This window comes from Arthrobacter sp. 01T419, assembly GCF_056398865.1.
Window position 1 is genome coordinate 67349 of record NZ_JBFTQF010000003.1, and the last position, 17030, is coordinate 84378.

Annotated in this window: 13 protein-coding genes and 1 tRNA gene; 7 read left to right on the forward strand and 7 right to left on the reverse strand. The window is 63.6% G+C overall.

The window, feature by feature from the left end; genetic code table 11:
• Positions 1 to 292: 292 nt before the first annotated feature.
• The 6 genes from AC1DLO_RS06300 to AC1DLO_RS06325 all read right to left on the reverse strand — a co-directional run bounded on the left by AC1DLO_RS06300 (position 293) and on the right by AC1DLO_RS06325 (position 8016).
• Positions 293 to 1357 carry a LacI family DNA-binding transcriptional regulator gene (locus tag AC1DLO_RS06300; protein WP_476888835.1) on the reverse strand — a complete coding sequence of 355 codons (1065 nt, stop codon included), beginning with the start codon at positions 1355 to 1357 and terminating at the stop codon, positions 293 to 295.
• A gap of 150 nt (positions 1358 to 1507) precedes the next feature.
• Positions 1508 to 2194, reverse strand: a complete 687-nt coding sequence (locus AC1DLO_RS06305) for a GntR family transcriptional regulator (RefSeq protein ID WP_184741243.1) — start codon at positions 2192 to 2194, stop codon at positions 1508 to 1510.
• Between the two features lie 137 nt (positions 2195 to 2331).
• A complete protein-coding gene (locus AC1DLO_RS06310) occupies positions 2332 to 4071 on the reverse strand; it encodes an acetyl/propionyl/methylcrotonyl-CoA carboxylase subunit alpha (protein ID WP_476888836.1) in 1740 nt (579 codons plus the stop codon).
• Positions 4068 to 5705, reverse strand: coding sequence for a 5-oxoprolinase subunit B/C family protein (locus tag AC1DLO_RS06315; RefSeq protein WP_476888837.1), 1638 nt, complete (start codon positions 5703 to 5705; stop codon positions 4068 to 4070). The genes AC1DLO_RS06310 and AC1DLO_RS06315 overlap by 4 nt, the downstream gene beginning before the upstream one ends.
• Positions 5702 to 6460, reverse strand: a complete 759-nt coding sequence (locus AC1DLO_RS06320; protein ID WP_476888838.1) for a LamB/YcsF family protein — start codon at positions 6458 to 6460, stop codon at positions 5702 to 5704. Before AC1DLO_RS06320 ends, AC1DLO_RS06315 begins: the two co-directional genes overlap by 4 nt.
• 164 nt (positions 6461 to 6624) lie before the next feature.
• Positions 6625 to 8016 (reverse strand): flavin monoamine oxidase family protein, encoded by a 1392-nt coding sequence (locus tag AC1DLO_RS06325; protein WP_476888839.1) that lies wholly within the window; start codon positions 8014 to 8016, stop codon positions 6625 to 6627.
• A 139-nt stretch (positions 8017 to 8155) separates the two neighbouring features.
• Between AC1DLO_RS06325 and AC1DLO_RS06330 the strand changes: the two genes are divergently transcribed.
• A complete protein-coding gene (locus tag AC1DLO_RS06330) occupies positions 8156 to 8839 on the forward strand; it encodes a TetR/AcrR family transcriptional regulator (protein ID WP_476888840.1) in 684 nt (227 codons plus the stop codon).
• A 105-nt stretch (positions 8840 to 8944) separates the two neighbouring features.
• On the opposite strand, the gene AC1DLO_RS06335 is transcribed toward AC1DLO_RS06330, so the two are convergent.
• A tRNA-Leu gene (locus AC1DLO_RS06335) sits at positions 8945 to 9027 on the reverse strand.
• A 375-nt stretch (positions 9028 to 9402) separates the two neighbouring features.
• Here AC1DLO_RS06335 and AC1DLO_RS06340 point away from each other — a divergent pair.
• From AC1DLO_RS06340 to AC1DLO_RS06365, 6 genes are read left to right on the forward strand one after another with little or no spacing between them, the layout of a single operon-like run.
• A complete protein-coding gene (locus tag AC1DLO_RS06340; RefSeq protein ID WP_476888841.1) occupies positions 9403 to 10146 on the forward strand; it encodes an FhaA domain-containing protein in 744 nt (247 codons plus the stop codon).
• A gap of 5 nt (positions 10147 to 10151) precedes the next feature.
• A complete protein-coding gene (locus AC1DLO_RS06345) occupies positions 10152 to 10634 on the forward strand; it encodes an FHA domain-containing protein FhaB/FipA (RefSeq protein WP_476889074.1) in 483 nt (160 codons plus the stop codon).
• A 3-nt stretch (positions 10635 to 10637) separates the two neighbouring features.
• Positions 10638 to 12416, forward strand: a complete 1779-nt coding sequence (locus AC1DLO_RS06350) for a PP2C family protein-serine/threonine phosphatase (protein WP_476888842.1) — start codon at positions 10638 to 10640, stop codon at positions 12414 to 12416.
• A complete protein-coding gene (locus AC1DLO_RS06355; RefSeq protein WP_476888843.1) occupies positions 12413 to 13780 on the forward strand; it encodes an FtsW/RodA/SpoVE family cell cycle protein in 1368 nt (455 codons plus the stop codon). The genes AC1DLO_RS06350 and AC1DLO_RS06355 overlap by 4 nt, the downstream gene beginning before the upstream one ends.
• Positions 13777 to 15234, forward strand: a complete 1458-nt coding sequence (locus AC1DLO_RS06360; protein ID WP_476888844.1) for a peptidoglycan D,D-transpeptidase FtsI family protein — start codon at positions 13777 to 13779, stop codon at positions 15232 to 15234. The genes AC1DLO_RS06355 and AC1DLO_RS06360 overlap by 4 nt, the downstream gene beginning before the upstream one ends.
• Positions 15231 to 17027, forward strand: coding sequence for a protein kinase domain-containing protein (locus AC1DLO_RS06365; RefSeq protein WP_476914431.1), 1797 nt, complete (start codon positions 15231 to 15233; stop codon positions 17025 to 17027). The genes AC1DLO_RS06360 and AC1DLO_RS06365 overlap by 4 nt, the downstream gene beginning before the upstream one ends.
• Positions 17028 to 17030: the final 3 nt, after the last annotated feature.

The window sequence follows — 17030 nt, forward strand, 5'->3', positions numbered from 1 at the left end:
CTGCGATCGAAACATGCAATTTACAGAGAATGTTCATGCTTGAAACATGCGTCATCGCCATTTGAGACACCGGTATCATTCTCTTTGGAGAGACCGGTGTCTCTTCTGACGAACCGTACAGGACACCGGTATCTTCATCAATAGTTTTTTGGTTTGCTACATCGACGTCGGCGCGTTGAGGCAGGATTCAAGGCAAGCGCGGCGCCCGGCAGGCGCGGTTGGAAGGCGCGCTCTGCCGCGGTGAGAAGCGGGCCAGGTAGCCGACTAACCGCCCGCTGTCAGCACGAGGAAATTACGGAGTCGCAAGGCTCAGGTGTCCCACCGATTCGCGTTCCACGAACTCAGTGGGAAGGAGATGATCCATTGATTCAGGCCCGCCGCCGGCAATCCTGGCGAGCAGGATCTCCGCGGCACGAACCCCCAATTCATATGACGGGACGTGCACAGCGGAAACGGGAGGCGCGCTGACGGTCATCCAGTCGGTGTCATCCAGGCAAACCAAGGACACGTCATCCGGAACCCGCAGCCCGAGCGCCTTGATGGCCTGAAAGGCAGGAAGGGCTAACCGGCTGTAAGACATGATCAGCGCGGTGGGGCGCGCTGGAGAGCGCAGCAGCTCAGTTACGGCAGCGTGTATGAGCTCAGGAGTCATGACTCCCGAAACGAACTGGTACTCCAGCCCGGTCGCGGCGGACTCGTCCTTGATGGCGCGCACGCGGTCCGCAATGGTCGAAATGGGCAACGGGTGCCCTGCTTCCAGTTCCGCCGGCGTCTTGGTGGTCGCCGAGACGAAAGCAATCCTTCGGTGACCATGTTCCGCCAAGTGGGCCAGAACCTTGCGGGCGTCACTGTATGAATCCGTCCCGACCCGGTCCGCAACGACGTCGTCCGGCCGCCGGTCAAACAGGACCAGGGGCCTTTCCATCCTGACCACATCAAGCAAATGTGCCGAGTCGCTCCGCGTCGCGGAAGCAACTATCAATCCATCCACCCTCTTGTCGAGGAAAACCTGAACCGCAGCCCTTTCCGCCTCGACGTTCTCATCCGTGTTGGCAAGGATGACGTCGAACCCGGATTCTTTGGCTTTGTCCGCGATACCCCGGACTGCCCGGGCAAAATATGGATTCTCAATGTCGCTGACAACCACGCCGATCGTGTGGGACCGCCCCGAGCTAACACTGCGGGCAAGGGCATTTCCGCGGTATCCCAGGGTTTCCGCGGCAGCGACCACCATGGCGACAAGCTCGCTGCTGACGGATCCATACCCACCCAATGCCCGTGCCGCCGTCGAACGTGAAACGCCGGCGAGGCGCGCAACATCCATGAGGCTTGCAGTCCGATGCGGCAGGGAATCCATGAATAGAATCTACATCAAAATTGGCCGTATTCAGGCAAACACTGCCCGGTCAAACAATCCGGTAAGAATTTCAATGACACCGGTTTCAGGCAGTGGTCCATATGCTCACTTTGGTTTCGTGATTGACCACCGAAACCCAATGGCCAGGCCTTAGGGAATAGCTCCGATGTGCACCAGGAGCTCGTGCTCCGCACCGTCCAGGTAACGGCGCAACTCGGTCGCGGCCTCTTCGCGCTGACCGTTACGGATCTGGGCAACCAAGGCGGCATTGCGTTCCACATAATGGCCGTGGAAGTCGGGCGTGGTTGCCATGGCGTGGAATACCAATCGCATCTCGGCCAGCACTTTCTCCATCAATGCGTCCAGGGAAGCACTTCCGGACAACGACACCAGGGCCTTGTGGAGCTCCTGGTTGGCGTCCGCCATCCCAGCGACCGATCCCTCGGCGAGGGCAGCCCGGGCTTTGTCGATAATGACGTCCATGGCATCAAGGGCTCCAGCCGGGACATCGCCCCATAGGACGGCGGCCGGCTCGATGAGGCGACGCACCCGGTAGATTTCCCGGACGTCGTCGGCTCCGGGGGCAGCAACGAACACCCCGCGGTTAGGGATGCGCTGGACCACTGATTCACCGGCAAGCACGGTGAAAGCCTCCCGCAGGGTGTTCCGGGAAACTCCGAGGGCCTCGGACAGGGCTTGCTCGGAGAGCTTCGTGCCGGGCGGCAACAAACCGTCCGAAATGCGCTGGCGAAGCTGGGCGGCAACCCACGCTCCAGTATGGGCATGGGTGGCGTGGCCGGCGTCGGCGATTCCTTGAAGCGCAGCGTTCATGGGCATGCCTCCAAATCTACCGAACCATCACCTCGACACATTCTGCTGGATCATTCCGTCCAAGCCTCGGACAAGGCCCGGAAATCCGCGGCAAAAAGTCGGTTCCGCCGCTGATGATCCAGCAGAATGTGCGCGCGAACGCCTCAGCCGATGCTCGCCAGCACCTCTCCGCGCCCGACGGCGGCCCCTGGCTCTTGCGGACCACGTGCCACGGTGCCGGAACGGTGGGCTGGGACAGTGGTTTCCATCTTCATGGCCTCCAACACCGCCACTGGTTGGCCAGCTTCCACGGCCACCCCGTCCTCGACCAGCCATTTCACCAGCGAGCCGGACATCGGGGAGGCCAGCCCGGCGTCGTCGGCCACCAAGGGAGCCGCAGCCGAAGCCGCGGAACCACCACCGCCGCCGCCGCTCATCAGCGCTTCAAACAACCGGACGGGGAGCCCCAGCTGGACCGCCCTCCCGTCCAGCTCCACCGTGAACGTGCTGCGTTCGGAGCCGGGGGCCACACGGGCGAGCTCCGGCGACGCGGCCAGCGCTTCGGCGAACTCGGTCTCAATCCACGTGGTGTAGACACCGAGCTTGTCCTCCGAGGTGAAGGCCTCGTGCCGGACCACGGCCCGGTGGAACGGCAGGACGGTGGGCAAACCCTTGATCTGCATCTCGTCCAGGGCAGCCTTGGCACGGCGTAAGGCCTGCTGCCGGTTTTCGCCACGGACAATCAGCTTGGCCAGGAGAGAATCGTATTCTCCGGGAACCACCGATCCTGATCGAACGCCCGAGTCCACGCGGATGCCCGGACCGGTGGGCGCTTCGAACACGTCCACCGTGCCGGGGCCAGGCAAGAAGCCGCGAGCAGGATCCTCGGCGTTGAGGCGGAATTCGAAGGCGTGGCCGGTCGGTTCGGGGTCCTCGGTCAGGGAGAGGGTACCGCCCGCGGCGATCCGGAACTGCTCGCGGACCAAGTCCACACCGCACGTTTCCTCGGTAACGGGATGCTCAACCTGCAGGCGCGTGTTGACCTCGAGGAAGGAGATGGTGCCATCCACGGCCACGAGGTATTCCACAGTTCCGGCACCGTAGTATCCGGCCTCACGGCAAATAGCCTTGGCCGATTCATGGATCAGGGACCGTTGCTCGGCGCTCAAGAACGGCGCCGGAGCCTCTTCCACGAGCTTCTGGTTGCGGCGCTGCAGGGAGCAGTCACGGGTACCGAGCACCACAACGTTGCCGTGCATATCGGCCAGGACCTGAGCCTCGACGTGCCTTGGCTGGTCCAGGAAACGCTCCACGAAGCATTCGTCGCGTCCGAACGCCACCTTGGATTCGCGCACTGCTGATTCGAAGGCGTCCTCGATGTCTTCCAGGCGTCGCGCAATCTTGAGCCCGCGCCCACCCCCGCCAAAAGCAGCCTTAATGGCCACGGGCATGCCGTATTCCAAGGCAAAAGCAAGGACCTCCGCCGCGTTGGCTACGGGCCCATCGCTGCCGGGAACCAGTGGAGCCCCGGCGCGGACGGCGATCTCGCGGGCCGTCACCTTATTGCCTAGCTCCCGGATCGACTGCGGCGCGGGGCCGATCCACGTAAGGCCTGCGTCGATCACGGCCTGCGCGAAGTCGGCGTTCTCGGACAGGAAGCCATATCCGGGGTGCACGGCGTCGGCACCGGCGCGGCGGGCGACGTCGATCAGCTTGGCGATGTCCAGGTATGTCTCGGCGCCGGTGGAACCGCCCAGTGCGTAGGCCTCGTCGGCAAACCGTACGTGGAGGGCATCGGCGTCGGGATCCGAATACACGGCAACAGACTGCAAGCCCTCGTCGGAGCAGGCACGCGCAATCCGCACGGCGATTTCGCCGCGGTTGGCGATCAGGACCTTTTTCATGGCTGGGTTCCTTCGGATACAGCGCCAGCAACGGCAACTTCAAGTGGTTCGAGGGTTGCGGGGTCCACGATCGTGAACCGCACGCTGTGACCGGGCGGCAGCTGCGCCGCCGTCGGTAGGTCTTCGGGTACGACGACGGCAATCACCGGATATCCGCCGGTCACCGGGTGGTCGGCCAGGAAGAGGACGGGATGGCCGCTGGGCGGCACTTGGAGTGCGCCGGCAACGGCGCCTTCGCTGGGGAGCTCGCCAACGCCGCGGCCGGGAGCACAGTTTCGTTCGAGGCGCCGGCCTGGGCTGCCGGGCATAAGCCTGACACCGATCCTGTTGGACTGCTCGGTGGTGATCCAGCCCTGCTCCGTGAGCGCTTTGAGGGCTCCAGCGTCGAACCAGTCGTCCCGCGGGCCCAAGGTGACGCGGAGTTCCGCCGCGCCCGCTCCTAGCCGCAGCGTCGATTCCTCGGGAGCGCCGACCATCTGGAAGAGCGGCGCTCTTCCAACTGGGAGGCGAGTCCCGACCGACAACAGCGCGGGACCGATTCCGGACATCGAGTCGCTTGAGCGGCTGCCGAGCACCGGGTGCACATCAATCCCGCCGCGGACGGCAAGGTAGCTTCGGGCCCCTCGGGTAGCTGCGCCCAGGCTGAGGGTTTCCCCATCCAGGAGAGCGAAGGGCGCGCACATGGCGGCGCAGCGGGCCGGAGCCCCCGATGCATCACGGATTTCCAAGGGCACCACCGCTCCGGCAAGAGCGAGCACCTGGTCACCGACGGCCCGGACCGAAAGTCCGCCCAGCACCGTTTCCACAACGGCGGCGCCGGGTTCGTTGCCTACCAAACGGTTGGCCTGTCGGGCCGATTGCTGGTCCGCGGCACCCGCGGCGGACACTCCCAAGTCCCCCAGACCGGGGCGGCCGAGATCCTGGATCAGGGATTGCAGGCCAGGTGAGCCAACCACCAAGGCGGGACCGGTGACTTCATCGGCAACCACCCGTGGCGAGGGCGTCACCTCAACCACCTCCCGGACCGCCACATACCGGACCCTATCTCCCGGACGGACGAGCGCCGGCGACTCCCGCTCGAGGTCCCAGAGGACCGCCGTCGTGCGTCCAATCAACTGCCAGCCGCCCGGGGACTGCCGCGGGTAAACCGCGGAGAACGTGCCGCCGAGCGCCACGGACCCGGCTGGAACCGAGGTGCGGGGTGAGGTTCGACGAGGAACGTCGAGGCTGTGGTTCTCGCCGAGCAGATAGGTGAAGCCCGGGGCGAATCCGCCAAACGCTGCCGTCCAGAGCTGTCCAGTGTGGGCGGCCACGACCCCTTCCTCCCCCAGCCCGGTGAGCATGCCCACCTCGGCGAGGTCCTCGCCGTCGTACACCACCTCAATGGTGACCTCGCGGGAACTGTCTTGCGGCACCGCGCTCATGTCAACGTGCCCGACGGCGGTGCGCGCGGCAAGTGCCTCGGCGTGCGTGCCGAACTTGAGTAGTACGGTCGCTGCCGCGGCGATCGCGTCGAGCTGGCCCGGAAGCGGCTCGGCGAGCAGCCGGGAATGGAACGCCAGCACGGAAGCGAGGTCGGAGAATTCCACCAGCAGGGCGCGCGGACCAGACCAGCGTATTCCCGTGACGCTCACGCGAAGCTCCGCACGGTGACTCCGGCGGCTTCGAGCCCGGAGCGGACGGCGGCTGCCATGGCGACGGCGCCGGGAGTGTCTCCGTGGACGCAGATGCTTTCGGCGTGGACGTCCAGCACGGAACCGTCGCGGGCCACGAGCTTGCCCTCTGTTGCCAGGCGGACCATGTTCTCCGTGATGGCAGCGTGATCGTGCAGGACGGCGCCTTCTTCGCGGCGGGATACGAGGGTGCCGTCCGGGTTGTAGGCACGGTCGGCGAAGGCCTCGGTTACGGCTCGGAGGCCCTTCGCTTCGGCTTTGGCGAGGGCAACCGAGCCCGGCAGGAGAAGGAGTGGGAGTTCGGGACTAAAGGCATGGACGGCGTCGGCTACTGCCTGGGCGTGGACCTCGTGGTGGACGATCGTGTTGTAGAGGGCACCGTGCGGTTTGACGTACTTGACCTCGGCGCCGGCAGCACGGGCCAGGGCCTGAAGCGCGCCGAGTTGGTAGAGAACGTCGTCGGCCAGTTCCGTGGCGGAGCAGTCCAGGAAGCGTCGGCCAAAGCCTGCGAGGTCCCGGTAGCCTACGTGCGCACCGATCGTCACTCCGCCAGCGACTGCTTCACGGCACGTGCTGGCGATGGTGCTGGGGTCCCCGGCGTGGAATCCGCAAGCCACGTTGGCGCTCGACACGTAGCGGAAGACTGCGGCGTCGTTGCCCATGGTCCAGTTGCCGAAGGATTCTCCGACGTCGCTGTTGAGGTCGATATAAGGCATTGTGATCCCCGTCTCAGGTTGAATACCTCACTATCATGCCTGAAACGCCAAGATTGTTCAACAATCTTGGCGAGGAAATCGGGGACGGACTTTCATGCGTGAGGTCTCGACCCTTTCACCTGGCGAAAGAGTCGAGACCTCACGTGTGGATTTAGTAACGCTTCCTAAGCGACCGGAACCGCAGCGATGCGGTTGTTGGCGGTGACGATCCGGGCGGCAGTTGCCTGGCCCATCCGGACTGCGCCGTCCACGTGCTGGTAGCCTTCGGCAGCCAGATCGGAGGAGGACCAGTAGATAGGTCCAACGTTGGCGTGCTGGTCCTTGCCGTAGCGGTGCAAGCCGCCAAGGTCGTAACTAGACGCGTAGGCTCCCCGAGTCCATTCCTCGGAACCCCAATCGGATTCGTAGTAGACCTCGGCGTCAAGGGCCTTCTCGCCAAGGAAGCCCGCGATCGACTCAAGGACGGCCTTCTTGCGGTCCTCTGCGCTCAGTTCGAAGACGGCGTCTGCCTTTTCGTCCGAGATGAAGCCCACCAGGGTGCCACGGGTGTCTCCGTGGTTGGTGTTGTCGTAGACCTCCTGGACCAGGGCGCCGGCGCCGAAACCCGTGCCGGACAGCCCGTCTTCACGCCAGAACGGCGTGCTGTAGACGGCGTGGACCTTGATGACCAAGCCGAGGGACTGGTGCTGGTGCATCTGGTGCTGGCGGCGCGGCAGCGGCGGGTTGAAGGATACGCGGGAGTACAAGTTCGGCGGGACGGCCATGATGACGAACCGCGCGTTGACGGTTGCGCGCTCGGACTCAACGGTGACGCGGTGGCCTTCACCGGCCGGCTCCCAATTGATGGTGCGGACCGGGCTGTTAAGTACGACGTCGTCGCCCAACTCTGCGGCGATCAGCAGGGAAACCTGCTGCATGCCGCCGATAACACGCTTGTCCAGGATGAAGTCTTCGTCTGTGAGATTGGAGAAGGAACCTGCCGAAGCCGCCATCAGCACTGCCTGCAGTGCCGAGAAAGCGTGTGCCGGCTTGGTGAGCATTCCGCCGGCGATGAAGAGGCCGATGTTGTTGCAGGCTTCCTCGTCCGTCGAGTTCTGGCGCAGCCAATGGTGGAAGGAGATGGTGTCCAATTCGCGGGCCTTCGGGTGGGCCCAGGGTTCTTCAGGGCCAATCTCGGCGGCAAGGCTGTCCAGGATGGCGGTGAGCTTGTCCATTTCGGCTGCGGTGGTCTCGCTGACCGGGAAGGAAGCCCCGGTGTAGCGGGTGCGGCTTCCGTCCGGTGCCAAGTACACCGATTCGCCGTCGCGATAGCGGGAGTACATCTTCAGGCCCAGCTCGTCCAAGAGCCCCATGAGGGCGGTCTGGTCCGGGGACACCCATTGTCCACCGATTTCCAGCATGGCCCCGTCAATGGTGTCGGTCCAGGTGCGGCCACCGACGCGGTCACGGGCTTCAAGCACCGCAACGCTGAGTCCGGCCTTCTTCAGTTCGCGTGCGGCCGTCAACCCCGACGGACCGGCACCGACAATTACGACGTCGCGATCAAGATTCAACATGATGTCCTTTCTGTGGCCGTCCCCGTTGGCTGACCAATAAATGAATGACGTTCATTTATCCCAACTGTAGCTGGATTGGCCGCGGCTGTGAAGACCCCAGTGGAATAATGCTGGTGACAAGCCTCCAGAAAGGTCAGCGATGCCTGCACCCACCCCCGCTCCCGGCGAGACCAAAGCGCGCCGCAGGGCGGGCCGGCCAATGGCGGCGGTCCTGGGCCAGGACGGAATTACTGCCGCGGCGCTCGAACTGGTCATCAAGAAGGGCTACGACGGCCTCACCATGGCCGCACTCGCCCGATCCCTGGGCGTGGCGCCGTCGGCTCTCTACAACCATGTGTCCTCGAAAGACGACGTCCTCAAGCTAGTGGAAGAGGATCTGATGTCCAAGGTGGACTTCGGCGGATTCAGCACGCTGCCCTGGGAGGACGCCGTGCGGCAGTGGGCCTATTCCTACCGCGGTATTTTCGCAAGGCACACCCCCTTGATCTCGGTGATCGCGGTCCTTCCGGTGACGGACGCCCCACAGACCCTCGCCATGTACGAGGCCGTCACCGAGGGGTTCCTCCGCGCAGGGTTCCCTGAGCAGCAAATCATCCCGTGCATCGTGGCCCTTGAGGCCTACATTTTCGGAGCCGCTTTCGACGCGAACGCTCCGGCGGACATTTTCGATTCCGGCAAACTGGCCGACTCTACTCCGCATTTCACCTCGGCGGTCCGGAGCCTGGGTCCCGAGCGGAACAACTACCCTTCGGACCTCGCGTTCAGCATGGGCTTGGATGCCCTGATCGCCGGGCTCGGGGCGCTGCGCACCCAGCCAAACTAGCTCGCATTAGATGTCGCTAAACGGGCTCAAAGCGACATTAAGTGCGAGTCAGTTGGGCTTAAACAAAGGAACCCCGATCCAAAGACCGGGGTTCCTTAAATTGCGTGCGCGAGGGGGGATTTGAACCCCCACACCCTTTCGGATACTGGCACCTGAAGCCAGCGCGTCTGCCGTTCCGCCACTCGCGCGCAACTTCTTTCGCCCGGGACACACCGGGTTTCCCCGGCCTCACCCCTGCGAAAGCAGCGAGATCAAGCATAACGGACAATCACTTGAAAACACCAATCGACCAAGGATGGGGCCGTAAGAACCTCCCAGATCCGCGGATTGTTGGATCCGCGCAGGATGCAGAAATCATGCGGCAAGTGAACCGAAACAGGGAGCGCAAGCGAACTTTTCTGGTCTTCCGGGCGTTGTGGAATAAGGCCATTCACAGTCTTGCCCAGTAGTATCTGGATTGTGGACAGCCTCTTCGCGTGCGCTCCGGCAACTGCATAGAGCGCCTGCAGGGATTCGTCCTGACCACTCATACTGCAGCGCAACGAAACGGAAGGAGAAGGACCTTGGGTTTGCTTGACAGAGTTGAACGCGGCATCGAAAAGGCCGTCCGGGGCGTCTTCTCCACCGGGTCGCGTACGCGTGTGGAGCCAGTGGAGATAGCCAGCAGACTTCGCCGTGAACTGGACAATAAGTCCATCACGATCGCCGCCGGCCGGACCTTGGCTCCCAACGTCTTCGAGGTCCTCTTGAGCAATGAAGACTTCGGTCGCGCCCAAGAATGGGGAACTCCCCTGGCCGAAGAATTGTGCGACGTCGTGATACAGCACGTGCGCAGCCAAGGTTACGTCCTTCAGGGACCGGTTCGGATTTCCTTCCGCCACGACGAAGTCCAGCGCGAGGGCCACTTCGAAATCACCTCCAGCACTGAAAAGTCCAACGGCTCCGCGGCGCCTGCTGCTCCGAGACCCAATGTCCCTGCAGCCCCGAGTCGCGAACCCACACGGCTCCAGCCTGTCCTGGACATTGGTGGACAGCGCTATTCCCTTAACGCTCCTTCCGTCGTGCTGGGCAGGTCCTCCGAGGCCGACATCATGGTGGACGATACCGGTGTTTCGCGCAAGCACCTCGAAATCCAGACGGCGGCCGGGGTTGTCCGCGCTGTGGACCTCGGTTCCACCAACGGAAGTTACGTCAACGGCCACAAAGTGGACGGTAGTGTGGAACTTACGGACGGATCCACCATCACCATGGGACGGACCAAGATCATTTTCAGACTTCTTTCCCTGCCTTCTGGTGGGCGCCCGTGAGCGACATCAGCGAACTGACCATCACCGCACTCCGTTTCGGCTTCCTCCTGCTGCTGTGGGTGTTGATCTTCAGCATCGTTTCGACGATGCGTCGAGATCTCGTGATCGGCCGCAAAGCTGCCATGGGAACGCCGACGGCGCGCGAAGTACGGAAGCATCCGGAGCTCGCTCCAGCGCCGCCCCAGCCCGTGAAGCAGCAGGCGCACCAGCTCGTCGTCGTCGAGGGTCCACTCAAGGGGACCACGGTTCCTTTGGCTGCGAGCCCTATCCTGCTGGGCCGTGCACAAGAGGCCACGCTGGTCCTTGAGGATGACTACGCCTCGGGCCGGCATGCGCGCCTATTCCCCCAGGGCAGCCGATGGTTCATCGAAGACCTCGGCTCCACCAACGGCACCTACCTTGCCGACCAACAGTTGACCCGCGCCCTGCCGGTGGAGCTTGGCGTCCCCGTGAGGATCGGCAAGACGGTCATCGAATTGAGGGCGTAGCCCATGGCTTCCCCCCAGACTTCCGAGGGTAAGGCACTGCCTCCGGAACGCCCCCTGATCATGCGCTACGCGGCGCGGTCCGACGTCGGGCGTATCCGCTCGAAGAACGACGACTCCGCCTATGTGGGCCGCCATCTCGCGGTCGTCGCGGACGGCATGGGCGGCCATGCGGGAGGCGACGTCGCCTCGGCATCCACGGTGCTGGACATGATCCACCTTGATCACGATTCCTACCCGGACGGCGCAGAGACTGTCCTGGCAGACGAAATCCAAACGGCCAATTCCCTGCTTTCCGAGCTCGTCCATGTAGATCCGAAGCTCGCAGGAATGGGCACCACGGTCACGGCCTTGCTCCTTGAAAGCAGGCGGCTGCACTTCGCCCACATCGGCGATTCCCGCGCCTACCGCTTGCGCAATGGCAAGTTCGAGCAAATCAGCGTGGACCACACTTTCGTCCAGAGGCTGATCGATGAAGGGCGTCTGCGCCCGGAGGAAGCTGAAACCCACCCGCACAAAAACGTCCTCATGCGCGTTCTGGGCGACGTGGACGCGAGCCCTGAACTGGACCTGGACGCGCTCGACGTCGAACCCGGCGAACGCTGGCTCCTCTGCTCGGACGGCCTGAACTACGTCCAAGGGGCAGTGGTAGAGCAGGTGGTCCGCGAAACCAAGGACCTCGCCGAATGCGCCGAGCTCCTCATTGAGCTCACACTGGCCAATGGGGCTCCGGACAACGTCACCGTGGTGCTCCTGGAAATCGTGGAAGAGACCGGCGAAGACCTCAGCACGGCCGCCGTCGAGGTCGTCAACCCTGAAGCAGTAGCCGCACCCAACTTGACCGCAGCAACCGCGCCAAAGACAGCCGACGACGGCAAGACTGCCGGAAAAGCCGATCGAAGCAAGGAAACCACGCTCGACGGCGGCGCGAAAGCCCCTGCCAAAGACGCCTCAGCCGGTGGACCTGCGCCGAGCCCGGCCTTGCCGACGGTGATGCCGGTGGCAAAGCCGGCGGAAACAACCCCCGACGTCGGAGCGTCTGCCGCCGCGACGGAGCCCGCTGCCGCCGGTCCCGCGAAGCCCACCGGAACCACTGAGCCTCCGACGGCGACAGACCCCCACTTGGGTGAACACCTGTCGGCGGAGATCCTCCGCGAAGAACTCTCAAGCCGGCCGCACGAATTGGTGGGCGCTGCCGCTACCGCAGCAGAAACCGGTTCGATCCCCACTGTGGCCGGACGCAGCGTCGCACGCCGTGCTGCCACGGTGCTGACCCACAAGGCTGAACAGGATCGCCCGGAGGCACAACCGCTTGTCGCCCGGAAGCGGCGCTGGTTGACGCCTGCCATCGCCGCTGTCTTGGCCATTTTTGTGATCGCCGGGTTGTGGCTTGGTTATGCGTGGACCCAGACGCGGTATTACGTCGGTGAATTCAACCAGCACGTCGCAATTTTCAACGGCATTTCACAGAGCCTTGGCCCGCTCCAGCTCTCGAAAGTGGAGACCGAGACGACCATTCGCATGGACTCCCTGCCTGAATACACACAACAAGCCGTTCGCCAGACCGTCCCGGCACGCGATCTCGCCGACGCCCAGCAGATCGTGAAGAGCCTGCAGGACAAGGGCACTACCGGCCTGCCGGCCACTTGCCCCACCGGCACACCCAAGCCAACGGCAATCCCCACCGCAACCGCAAGCCCCACGCCGGCGAGCCCAAGCCCTACGAGTGCGCCGACATCGTCACCCACGTCCACGCCGGTCCCCACGTGCGCGGTGTCGCCATGACCCAGGCCCTCGTTACGCCCAAACCGCGCCGCAACGTGGAGCTCATCCTCCTGGTCCTTGCGCTTGCGGTCGGAATCGGTGCCAGCGCGATGGTCGGACTCAACAGCGCAGCCGCTTTCGATAGCGATTTCTGGTTCCAGTCGAGCCTCCTGGTCGTGGCCGCCTTCGCGTTCCACATGGTCCTCAGGTTCCGCGCTAAATATGCCGATCCGATCATGCTTCCGATCGTCGTCGCGCTCAACGGCTTGGGACTTGCCCTCATCCATCGCATGGATCAGCCAGGAGAAGACACCGGCAACAACCAACTGCGCTGGACCCTCCTGGCCATGGCTGTGTCAATCGCCGTCATCTGGTTGCTCAAGGACCACCGGCTCCTCCGTCGTTTCACCTTCATCTCGCTGGCGGCCAGTGCGGTTCTCTTGGTGCTGCCGCTCGTTCCCGGTATCTCCGCCGGCGAAGTGCTGGGCGCCAGCGTCTGGATCCGGTTGGGTCCCATGACTTTCCAGCCGGGCGAAATCGCCAAAATCACCTTGGCCATATTTTTCGCGGGCTATCTTTCCTCCAATCGGGACCTCATCCTGCTAGCCGGCCGCAAGATCGGCCCTATGCAACTGCCCCGTTTCAAAGACCTTGGCCCGATGATCACGGCGTGGCTCGTGAGCATCGGCATCCTCGTCTTCCAGCGGGATCTCGGCACCTCGGTTCTTTTCTTCGGTTTGTTCATCGTCATGATCTACGTGGCAACAAGCCGAATCAGCTGGGTGGTCATCGGCATCGTGCTCATCCTGGGCGGCGGATTCCTGGCATCGAAATTCTTCTCGCACGTCGCTTTCCGCCTGGACAGCTGGTGGAACGCCTTCACGCCGGAAGTGTTCGACCGTTTTCCGGGCGGCAGCGAGCAGATTGTCCAGGGGCTCTTCGGCATGGCTGACGGCGGCCTTGCCGGCACGGGCCTAGGCCAAGGCAGGCCCGATCTGGTCCCGTTCGCCAACAGCGACATGATCATCGCCCTCATCGGTGAGGAACTGGGCCTGATTGGACTCTTCGCAGTCGTACTGCTCTACCTGCTGCTCTTCACCCGCGGGTTCCGCGCGGCTCTTGGCACGCGGGACGCCTTCGGCAAGCTCCTGGCTTGCGGCCTGTCCTTCGCCATCGCTCTGCAGTGCTTCGTGGTGATCGGCGGCGTCACAAGACTGATCCCGCTGACAGGCCTTACCACTCCGTTCCTTGCGGCAGGCGGATCCTCCTTGCTTGCCAACTGGATCATCGTGGGCTTGTTGCTCATGATTTCCCACACCGCGCGCGGCCCGGTGGACACTACGCCCATTACCCATGCCCCCGCAGAGGCGGTGAAGACCCCATGAACCATTCCATACGCAACTCGTGGATGGCAGCCGTTGCCATGTTCGCCCTCCTCTTCGGCGCGATCAGCTATGTCCAGGTCATCGGCGCCGGCGACCTCAATGACAATCCGTGGAACCAGCGCGCCGTCCTGGCGAACTACTGCAACGACCGCGGTGCCATCATTGTGGGAGGCAAGCCAATCGCCGAATCCGTTGCCGGAGATGAAACCTGCAAGTACCAGCGCAGTTACCCCCAACCGGAGCTTTATGCTGGCATCACCGGATACTTCTCCAGGACCTACGGATCCACTGGGCTTGAGCAGCAGCTCCGCGACGAGCTGGCCGGCAGTTCCGATCAGCTTTTCCTGGACCGCGTCAGCCAGATTTTCCTCGGCAGCCAGCCGAAGGGGGCATCGGTGGAATTGACCATCGACCCCGCGATCCAGAAGCTCGCCTACGACCTCATTCCCGACGGCCAGCGTGGCTCGATCGTGGTCACCAACCCGAAGACCGGTGCCATCATCGCTATGGTCTCCAAACCGTCCTACGATCCCAACCTGATCGCCACGCATGATGCTGCGAAGGAAAAGGCCAGTTACGAGCAGCTCAACCAGGTTCCCGGCATCAACCTGAACCAATCCGTGAGCGGACCCACCGGCGCACTGCTGGCCCCCGGTTCAGTGTTCAAACTCGTCGATACCGCGGCCGCCCTGAGCTCCGGAAAGTACAACAAGGACAGTGTGCTGCCGAACCCGGACAGCTTGCCCTTGCCGGGTTCCAGTGCATCGCTCCCCAACTATGCCGGTGGCAACTGCTCAACTCGCAGCACGGCCGACTTCGCCTTCGCCTTGGAGCAGTCCTGCAACACGCCGTTTGCCAGCATCGCCCTGGACCTGGGGCAGAAGGCCATCGCAGACCAGGCCAACAAGTTTGGCTTCGGACAAGATTTCGGCGACCTCCTCAAGCTCCAGTCCGCCGTCAGTGTCTTCCCCAAGAACTTGGACCAGGCTCAGCTCGCCCAGTCCGCCGTCGGGCAGCGTGACGTCAGGGCCACTCCGCTGCAGATCGCGCTGATGACCGCGGCAATTGCCAATCATGGCGTCCAGATGAAACCGAACCTCATCAAGACGGTGCGCGCCCCTGACCTCCGTGTCATCAGCGAACCCAAAGCCGAGACATTGCGCACCTCCACCACGCCCGAGATCGCCAGCCAGATCACATCGTGGATGACCGACGTTGTGTCAAAGGGCATTGCAAGTGGCGCTGCAGTCCCCGGAGTCCAAGTGGCCGGCAAGACCGGCACCGCGCAGTTGGGCGACACCGGCCTGAACAACTCATGGTTTACCGGGTTCGCCCCGGCCAACGATCCGCAGGTGGCCGTCACCATTGTCATGGAAGGTGTTGACGTGTCTACCGGCGCAAAGCTAACCAGTCCGAACGCGAAGAAGATTTTTGAGGCGGTGTTGAATAAGTGAGACCTACGTCAGGAATCACCCTCGGCGGCAGATTCCAGCTGACCAGTCGCATTGCGATTGGCGGCATGGGAGAGGTCTGGAGGGCCAAGGACCAGATCCTTGGCCGGATCGTCGCGATCAAGGTACTCAAAGAGGAATATACGGGCGACCCCGGCTTCCTTCAGCGTTTCCGTGCCGAAGCCCGCCACACCGCGTTGCTTAACCACGTGGGGATAGCCAACGTCTTCGACTATGGAGAAGAAGACGGATCTGCCTACCTGGTAATGGAGCTCRTACCTGGACAGCCGTTGAGCAGCATCCTGGAACGCGAGCAGGTCCTCTCGCCGGACCGCACACTGTCCATCATTTCCCAGACCGCCCGCGCGCTCGCCCCTGCGCACGCACAAGGCCTGGTACACCGGGACATCAAGCCGGGCAACCTGCTCATCACGCCGGACTTCCGCGTCAAGGTTACCGATTTCGGCATTGCGCGCCTCGCCGACCAGGTCCCCCTCACGCAGACCGGCCAGGTCATGGGAACTGCGCAGTACCTGGCTCCGGAACAAGCAACGGGACAGACGGCCACTGGGGCCTCGGACATATATTCCCTTGGGGTTATTGGCTACGAATGCCTCACCGGGCATCGTCCGTTCTCCGGTGAATCTCAAATCGCCATTGCACTGGCCCAGGTCAACGACGCCCCGCCGCCGCTCCCCGAGAGCCTCCCCACTCCGGTGCGCGCGCTGCTGATGTCCATGCTCGCCAAGGACCCGAAGAACCGTCCTGCAGACGCCATCAAGCTGGCTGAAGCCGCAGAGGCTATCCGCGCAGGCGACATTTCCGCGGCGCACGCCGCCGTGCCGGGAATGTTGCTGTTCGAATCCGCCACAGGCCCCATCACCGCACCGACCGACATCGCCACCGCCCCCACAGGCATTGTCACCTCACCGTACGGCAAGGAAACGCGTTCGACGTCGACGTCGGCCCTCCCGGTGATCGGCGCCGCTGCAGCCGGAGGAGCCGCCGCAGGTGCTGCAGCTGAGGGTGGAAATGCACTCTCCCGCGCCCATGCCCTGGCCGCCGAACGCAGTTTGGAGCAGGCTGACGAGCAGGACCAGTACTTCCATGAGGAAGAGGAGTACCATGCAGAGCCGCAGCGCAAGAAGCGCAGCCCGTGGACGTGGCCCCTCGTCGCGCTCATCGTGCTCGTGCTCTTCGCCTTGGTTGGCGTGATCCTGTCCCAGTCGGGGCTGTTCTCGCCAAGCAATCCGGCTCCGGCCTCAAGCTCACCGGTCCAGGCTTCAAGCGCGCCGCCAAGCTCGGCGAGTCCAAGTGCCACGGAGACTTCGGCCAGCCCGACGCCCACCACATCCACTGCGGAAATCAACCTGGCCCCGGACCATTACAAAGGACGGCCTTTCGACCAGGTGCGTTCCGAGCTGGGCGCGCTCGGCCTCGGCGTCAACGGCATAGAAGTCTTCAACCCCGCGACTCCCGGAACGGTTATTGACATAAACCCTTCCGGGGTCGTCGCCAAGGGAACCACGATTGACGTGACCTATTCCAAGGGCCCGGGAACGGTCCAAGTTCCGACCATCGGCAAGGGCGCCACCGAGGCACAAGTGCAGGCTGCGATCGAAGGCGCCGGTCTGCGCTGGGTCCCGGGAACGCCCGTTGTCGGAGCTACCGGCCAGACGCCTGGAACGTTCGTCAGCTCCGATCCTGCCGGCGGTCAGAAGGTGCCCGCAGGATCCGCGGTCACCTACCACCTGTCCAAGTCGACCCCGTCTTCGTCGGCCACTCCCGGTCAGTAGGAC

Coding starts and splice junctions, on each gene's coding strand:
- AC1DLO_RS06300 (WP_476888835.1), bottom strand. CDS start 1,357: ATGGATTCCCTGCCGCATCGGACTGCAAGCCTCATGGATGTTGCGCGC.
- AC1DLO_RS06305 (WP_184741243.1), bottom strand. CDS start 2,194: ATGCCCATGAACGCTGCGCTTCAAGGAATCGCCGACGCCGGCCACGCC.
- AC1DLO_RS06310 (WP_476888836.1), bottom strand. CDS start 4,071: ATGAAAAAGGTCCTGATCGCCAACCGCGGCGAAATCGCCGTGCGGATT.
- AC1DLO_RS06320 (WP_476888838.1), bottom strand. CDS start 6,460: ATGCCTTATATCGACCTCAACAGCGACGTCGGAGAATCCTTCGGCAAC.
- AC1DLO_RS06325 (WP_476888839.1), bottom strand. CDS start 8,016: ATGTTGAATCTTGATCGCGACGTCGTAATTGTCGGTGCCGGTCCGTCG.
- AC1DLO_RS06330 (WP_476888840.1), top strand. CDS start 8,156: ATGCCTGCACCCACCCCCGCTCCCGGCGAGACCAAAGCGCGCCGCAGG.
- AC1DLO_RS06350 (WP_476888842.1), top strand. CDS start 10,638: ATGGCTTCCCCCCAGACTTCCGAGGGTAAGGCACTGCCTCCGGAACGC.
- AC1DLO_RS06355 (WP_476888843.1), top strand. CDS start 12,413: ATGACCCAGGCCCTCGTTACGCCCAAACCGCGCCGCAACGTGGAGCTC.
- AC1DLO_RS06360 (WP_476888844.1), top strand. CDS start 13,777: ATGAACCATTCCATACGCAACTCGTGGATGGCAGCCGTTGCCATGTTC.